At 68.8% G+C, this 6,249-nt stretch carries 5 protein-coding genes and 1 tRNA gene; 1 reads left to right on the forward strand and 5 read right to left on the reverse strand.

The annotated features are described in order from the left end of the window. Window positions 1-98: 98 nt before the first annotated feature. The 3 genes from MFF42_RS20255 to carB form a co-directional block, all read right to left on the reverse strand. Window positions 99-593 (reverse strand): hypothetical protein, encoded by a 495-nt coding sequence (locus MFF42_RS20255; RefSeq protein WP_238257353.1) that lies wholly within the window; start codon window positions 591-593, stop codon window positions 99-101. A 5-nt stretch (window positions 594-598) separates the two neighbouring features. Continuing rightward, entirely contained in the window at window positions 599-1,075 is a 477-nt protein-coding gene (gene greA / locus MFF42_RS20260; protein ID WP_238257356.1) for a transcription elongation factor GreA, read from the reverse strand. Window positions 1,076-1,210: 135 nt separating this feature from the next. Next, window positions 1,211-4,684 (reverse strand): carbamoyl-phosphate synthase large subunit, encoded by a 3,474-nt coding sequence (gene carB / locus MFF42_RS20265; protein WP_238257354.1) that lies wholly within the window; start codon window positions 4,682-4,684, stop codon window positions 1,211-1,213. Between the two features lie 296 nt (window positions 4,685-4,980). On the opposite strand from carB, the gene MFF42_RS20270 reads away from it, so the two are divergent. After that, window positions 4,981-5,415 (forward strand): pseudoazurin, encoded by a 435-nt coding sequence (locus MFF42_RS20270; protein ID WP_238257355.1) that lies wholly within the window; start codon window positions 4,981-4,983, stop codon window positions 5,413-5,415. Between the two features lie 54 nt (window positions 5,416-5,469). Here MFF42_RS20270 and MFF42_RS20275 read toward each other — a convergent pair whose 3' ends face one another. Continuing rightward, complete coding sequence (locus tag MFF42_RS20275; protein WP_238257357.1) at window positions 5,470-5,958, reverse strand: CAP domain-containing protein; 489 nt, start codon at window positions 5,956-5,958, stop codon at window positions 5,470-5,472. A gap of 201 nt (window positions 5,959-6,159) precedes the next feature. Next, a tRNA-Asp gene (locus tag MFF42_RS20280) sits at window positions 6,160-6,236 on the reverse strand. Window positions 6,237-6,249 lie beyond the last annotated feature (13 nt).

A 6,249-nucleotide genomic window follows, 5' to 3' on the forward strand; every position in this document is an offset into this window, starting at 1 on the left:
GCGCGGGCCCGCGCGAGTTCCGGCGGTCCGCTGCCGTCCGCCTTCACCGGCCCTTGTTCGTTCACGCGACGCAAACTTCCGGTCCTCTGAACCCCGGCCTACTGGGCCGGAAGTCTCCGCCGCAGCCACTGCGCGTAGTGCTCGGCCAAGGCTGCCACCCGCCGCCGCTCGGAGGCCGGATCGTACCACGCGCCGCCGGAGCTCGCGGGCAGGGCCGAGAGCTGCGGGTGGCGCGCGAGGATCTCGCCCCCGCGCCCGACCAGCAGCGCCTCGCCGTCGAGGTAGTCGGTCGAGCCGCCGCCGCCGAGGCTGCCGCCGCGGCCGAAACCCTCGCCGCCGGCATAGGGGGTGAGCGAGAGGCCGCTCACGCGCACCACCAGGGTCGGGCCGCCGCGCACCATGCGGTCGGCAAAGCTGCGCCGCAGCGCCTCGGTCAGGTCCGCCTGCAGCGCGTCCGTCTGCGGGCCCCGGGCATAGGCCTGCAACGGCCGCACATCGACGGCGATGCTGCCGAACCGGTCGAACTCCTGCGCCGGGGCGGGAGCGATCCCGGCGAGGAGGCCGAGCAGGGCCGCGAGGCCGGCGGCGCGCAAGGGGATCAGGCTCCCCACTCGACGGCGACGACCTCGTAGGACTTGCCGCCGCCCGGCGTCGTGACCTCCACCGTGTCGCCGACGGCCTTGCCGATCAGGGCGCGGGCGATGGGCGAGGAGATCGAGACGCGGCCCTCGCGCACATCCGCCTCCGGCTCGCCGACGAGCTGGTAGGTCTTCTCCTCCTCGGTGTCCTCGTCCAACAGCTTCACGCGGGCGCCGAACTTGATCTTGGAGCCGGACAGCTTCGAGGTGTCGATGATCTCGGCGCGCGCGATCATGCTCTCGAGTTCGAGCACCCGGCCCTCGTTGTGGGACTGGGCCTCCTTGGCGGCGTGATACTCGGCATTCTCGGACAGGTCGCCGAGCGCGCGGGCCTCGGAGATCGCCTGGATGATCCGGGGACGTTCCACCTGCTGGCGCTGCTTCAGCTCCTCCTCGAGGGCTGCGTAGCCGCGTGCCGTGATGGGAAGCTTGTCGATGCTCATGGTCTCGCGCCACAATGAAGAGGCCCGGCCGGAGCGAACGCTCCTTCCGGGCCGGGATAACGGCTCTCGATGTGTGGCCCCGGGCCGCCCGCCTCCGCGCGGCGGGCCACCCGGCACACGAACGTTGATTTAGGCCGCGAAGTATTCCTGCAAGGCACGCACCTGGAGATCGCCTTCGAGATAGGCCTTGATCCCCTCGGCCGCCGCCATCGCACCGGCGAGAGTGGTGTAGTACGGCACTTTATGCAAGAGGGCCGCCCGCCGGAGCGAGCGCGAGTCGGACAGGGCGCCGGCCCCCTCCGTCGTGTTGATCACGAGCGCGATATCGCCGTTCTTGATCGAGTCGACGATGTGGGGCCGGCCCTCCAGCACCTTGTTGATGCGCTGGGTCGGGATACCCTCATCCGCCAGGTAGCGCTGCGTGCCGCCGGTCGCGAGGATGGTGAAGCCGAGGTCGGAGAGCAGCCGGATGGTCGGCAGCACCCGCGGCTTGTCGTCGTCGCGCACGGAGACGAACACCGTGCCGGTGCGCGGCACCGCGGTCCCCGAGCCGAGCTGGCTCTTGGCGAAGGCCACGCCGAAGCCAGCATCCAGCCCGATCACCTCGCCGGTGGAGCGCATCTCCGGCCCGAGCAGCACGTCCACGCCGGGGAAGCGGGCGAAGGGGAACACCGCCTCCTTCACCGCGATGTGGTCGAGCTGCTTCGGCTTGAGGCCGAAGGCGTCGAGCCGTTCGCCGGCCATGATCCGCGCCGCGATCTTGGCGATCGGCTCGCCGATCACCTTGGCGACGAAGGGCACCGTGCGCGAGGCGCGCGGGTTCACCTCCAGCACGTAGATCGTGCCGTCCTTGATCGCGTACTGCACGTTCATCAGGCCGCCGACCTTGAGGGCCAGCGCCATCGCCTTGGTCTGGCGCTCCAGCTCGGAGAGGATCTCGGGAGTCAGCGAGCGGGGCGGCAGCGAACAGGCGGAATCGCCCGAATGGATGCCCGCCTCCTCGATGTGCTCCATGATGCCGGCGATGAACACGGTCTCGCCGTCGCAGACCGCGTCGACATCGACCTCGGTCGCGTCCGAGAGGTAGCGGTCGAACAGGAGCGGGTTCTTGCCCAGCACCGTGTTGATCTGCCCCGTCTTGTCGTTGGGGTAGCGCGCCTTGACGTCGGAGGGGATCAGGCTCGGCAGCGTGCCGAGCAGGTACTCGGCGAACTGCGCCTCGTCGCGGATGATCGCCATGGCGCGGCCGCCCAGCACGTAGCTCGGGCGCACCACGAAGGGCAGGCCGAGTTCGGCCGCCACCAGCCGGCTCTGCTCCACCGAGAAGGCGATGCCGTTCTTGGGCTGCTTGAGGCCGAGCTTGTCCAGCAGCCGCTTGAACTGGTCGCGGTCCTCGGCGAGGTCGATGGCGTCGGGCGAGGTGCCGAGGATCGGCACCCCGGCGCCCTCCAGCGCTCGGGCGAGCTTGAGCGGCGTCTGGCCGCCGAACTGCACGATCACGCCGTGGAGCGTGCCCGCCTGCCGCTCGGTCTCGACGATCTCCAGCACGTCCTCGGCCGTCAGCGGCTCGAAATAGAGGCGGTCGGAGGTATCGTAGTCGGTCGAGACCGTCTCCGGGTTGCAGTTGACCATGATGGTCTCGTAGCCGGCTTCCGTCAGCGCGAAGCAGGCGTGGCAGCAGCAATAGTCGAACTCGATGCCCTGGCCGATCCGGTTGGGGCCGCCGCCGAGGATGATGACCTTCTTCTTGTCCGACGGATACGCCTCGTCGGCGGTTTGGCCGGCGAACGGCGCGACGTAGGTCGAGTACATGTAGGCGGTCGGCGCCTTGAACTCGGCGGCGCAGGTATCGATCCGCTTGAAGACCGGGCGCACGCCGAGAGCCCGGCGGGTGGCGCGCACGGCCTCTTCCTCGGTGTTGACGAGCACGGCGAGCCGCGCGTCGGAGAAGCCGGCCGCCTTGAGCTGGCGGAAGGCGCCCGCGGTCGTCGGCAGGCCGTGCGCCTTCACCCGGTTCTCCAGATCGACGATGGCCTGGAGCTGCTCCAGGAACCACGGGTCGATCTTGCAGGAGGCGTGGATCTCCTCGTGGCTGATCCCGAGGCGCATCGCCTGGGCGACCTTGAGCAGGCGGTCCGGGGTCGGGGTGCCGAGGGCGGCCTTGATGGCGTTGTGGTCGTCGCCCTTGCCGAGCCCCTCGATCTCGATCTCGTCGAGGCCGGTGAGGCCGGTTTCAAGCGAGCGCAGCGCCTTCTGCAGGGATTCCGCGAAGCAGCGGCCGATCGCCATGGCCTCGCCCACCGACTTCATGGCGGTGGTCAGCGTCGGCTCGGCGCCGGGGAACTTTTCGAAGGCGAAGCGCGGGATCTTGGTGACGACGTAGTCGATCGTCGGCTCGAACGAGGCCGGGGTCGCGCCGCCGGTGATGTCGTTGGCGATCTCGTCGAGCGTGTAGCCGACGGCGAGCTTGGCCGCGACCTTGGCGATCGGGAAGCCGGTGGCCTTCGAGGCGAGCGCGGAGGAGCGCGAGACGCGCGGGTTCATCTCGATCACGATCATCCGGCCCGTGGCCGGGTCGATGGCGAACTGCACGTTCGAGCCGCCGGTCTCGACGCCGATCTCGCGCAGAACGGCGAGGGAGGCGTCGCGCATCACCTGATATTCCTTGTCGGTGAGCGTCAGCGCCGGGGCGACGGTGATCGAGTCGCCCGTGTGGACGCCCATCGGATCGACGTTCTCGATGGAGCAGACGATGATGCAGTTGTCCGCACGATCACGGACGACCTCCATCTCGTACTCCTTCCAGCCGAGCACGCTCTCCTCGATCAGCACCTCGTTGGTCGGCGAGGCGTCGATACCGCGCTCGACGATCTCCAGGAATTCCTCGCGGTTGTAGGCGATGCCGCCGCCGGTGCCGCCCATGGTGAAGGAGGGGCGGATGATCGCCGGCAGGCCGACTTCGGCGAGCGCGATCAGTGCCTGGCCGAGCGCGTGCTCGATGTAGCGCCGCCGCCGGTCGCCCTCGCCCCCGCTCCACTGCCGCTCGAACTCGGCGAGCGCCGTCTCGCGGGCGGCCGGGTCCGACTGCGCGCCCTCGATGCGCGCCTTCTCGGCGAGGTAGCGGTCGCGGTCGGCCTTCTTGGCGGCGGAGGCGTTGGCGAGCGCGGATTTCGGCGTCTCGAGACCGATCTTGGTCATCGCGTCGCGGAAGAGGTTGCGGTCCTCCGCCTTGTCGATGGCTTCCGCCGTGGCGCCGATCATCTGCACGCCGAACTTTTCCAGCACGCCCATGCGCTTCAGCGACAGCGCGCAGTTGAGCGCGGTCTGTCCGCCCATGGTCGGCAGGAGGGCGTCGGGCCGCTCCTTCTCGATGATCTTGGCGACGACCTCCGGGGTGATCGGCTCGACATAGGTGGCGTCGGCCATGTCCGGATCGGTCATGATCGTCGCCGGGTTCGAGTTCACCAGGACGATCCGGTAGCCCTCTTCGCGCAGGGCCTTGCAGGCCTGGGTGCCGGAATAATCGAATTCGCAGGCCTGCCCGATGATGATGGGCCCCGCACCGATGATGAGAATGGAAGAGATGTCGGTGCGTTTCGGCATTGAGCGCCTTGAAGCGAGTTCGCGCGCGCTCGCCCTCGCGCGCCGCCGGTTCGCGGGCGGTGCCAAGGGGGCGCAGGCGCTGGGATGATCGTCAAGCCCCGCGTTTACACGCAGCCGCGCGGGTTTGAAAGGGCCGCCCGGCCCATCCTCCCGCCGGCGGGATCGACAGCGTATCTCGAAGTGTAATTATTCAATTTTGCAAGTAAATATCGGTTTGATGGATCGATCGAGAGTCTATATTCAACGAAAATCGACAAAAACGGTCGATGATCTTCAGAATTATTCCGAGGAAACGAATGATGATCTTCAGGGCCTTGGTCGTCGCCGCCGCTCTCGCCGTCGCCCTGCCGGCGGCGGCCGACGAAGTTTCGGTCAAGATGCTGAACAGCGGGCCGGGCGGGATGATGGTGTTCGACCCCGCCTTGGTGCGGCTGAAGCCCGGCGACAGCATCAAGTTCGTGCCCACCGACAAGGGGCACAACGTCGAGACCATCAAGGGCATGGCGCCGGAGGGCGCGGACTACGTGAAGTCGGCCGTGGGGCAGGAGACCGTGGTCAAGTTCGACAAGGAGGGCGTCTACGGCTTCAAATGCTCGCCGCACTACATGATGGGCATGGTCGCCCTCGTCGTGGTCGGCGACAAGCGCGACAACCTCGAGGCGGCCAAGAGCGTCCAGCACAACAAGCTGACGCAGAAGCGCATGGAGCCGCTGCTCGCCCAGGTCCAGTAAGACGAGGTCCGGTGCCGTCGGCGGCCCAGCCCCTCGCGGCTCGGGCCGTCGGCCTCAATCGCCCGCCATCACCAGCGCCCAGAACCGCTTGTAGCGCGTCGCCGGCGCATCGACCCGGGCGATGCCGACGCGGCGCAACTGCGGCATCAGCATGTTGCGATTGTGCTCGGGCGAGGCCTTCCAGCGGGCGAGCACCTGCTCGAAGGTCTCCGAGCCCGCACTCAGGTTCTCGGAGGCGTAGCGCCTGCCGAAGCCGGCCCCCGCCATGCGGCTGTCGAAGCTGCCGGCGATCTCGTGGCTGAGCCGTCCGGCCCGCGCATTGGCCTGCGCCTGGAACGAGGCCGCGGTGATCAGGCTGGGATCGAGCGAGACCGGACCGAGCCCGTGCTGCGCCCGATAGCGGGAGATCGCGGCCGCGGCCGCCTGCTCGTCGAGGATGACCGGCAGCGTCGGCATCCCCGCATCGAGGACGGGAGATCCGCCGCAGCCGGCGAGCGTCAGGGCGATCAGCGTCGCGGCGGCGGAGAGGCGCAGGTTCGGCATCGGAAGCGGTGAGACAGCCACGGGAAGGCGCCCGATTCCGCGGCAGCTGCGGCGAAACCGCGGCGGACCGATCCCGGCGCCGATCGAAGCCGGCATCTGTGGCATCGCCGCCACGCGACGAGCGAGGCCGACAAAGCCATCGGTTCGGCCGTATCGTCGATGCGGATCGGGAAGGAGGTTTTCGGATCGACACGGGATCCGTGGCGCGGGCGACGGGGCTCGAACCCGCGACCTCCGGCGTGACAGGCCGGCACTCTAACCGACTGAGCTACGCCCGCGTTCTGCGTCGCC

This window comes from Methylorubrum podarium, assembly GCF_022179745.1.
Lineage (GTDB): Bacteria > Pseudomonadota > Alphaproteobacteria > Rhizobiales > Beijerinckiaceae > Methylobacterium > Methylobacterium podarium.

What these genes read in the sequence shown, in the direction of transcription:
- carB (WP_238257354.1), bottom strand. Translation starts at nt 4,684, where the DNA reads ATGCCGAAACGCACCGACATCTCTTCCATTCTCATCATCGGTGCGGGG.
- MFF42_RS20270 (WP_238257355.1), top strand. Translation starts at nt 4,981, where the DNA reads ATGATGATCTTCAGGGCCTTGGTCGTCGCCGCCGCTCTCGCCGTCGCC.
- MFF42_RS20275 (WP_238257357.1), bottom strand. Translation starts at nt 5,958, where the DNA reads ATGCCGAACCTGCGCCTCTCCGCCGCCGCGACGCTGATCGCCCTGACG.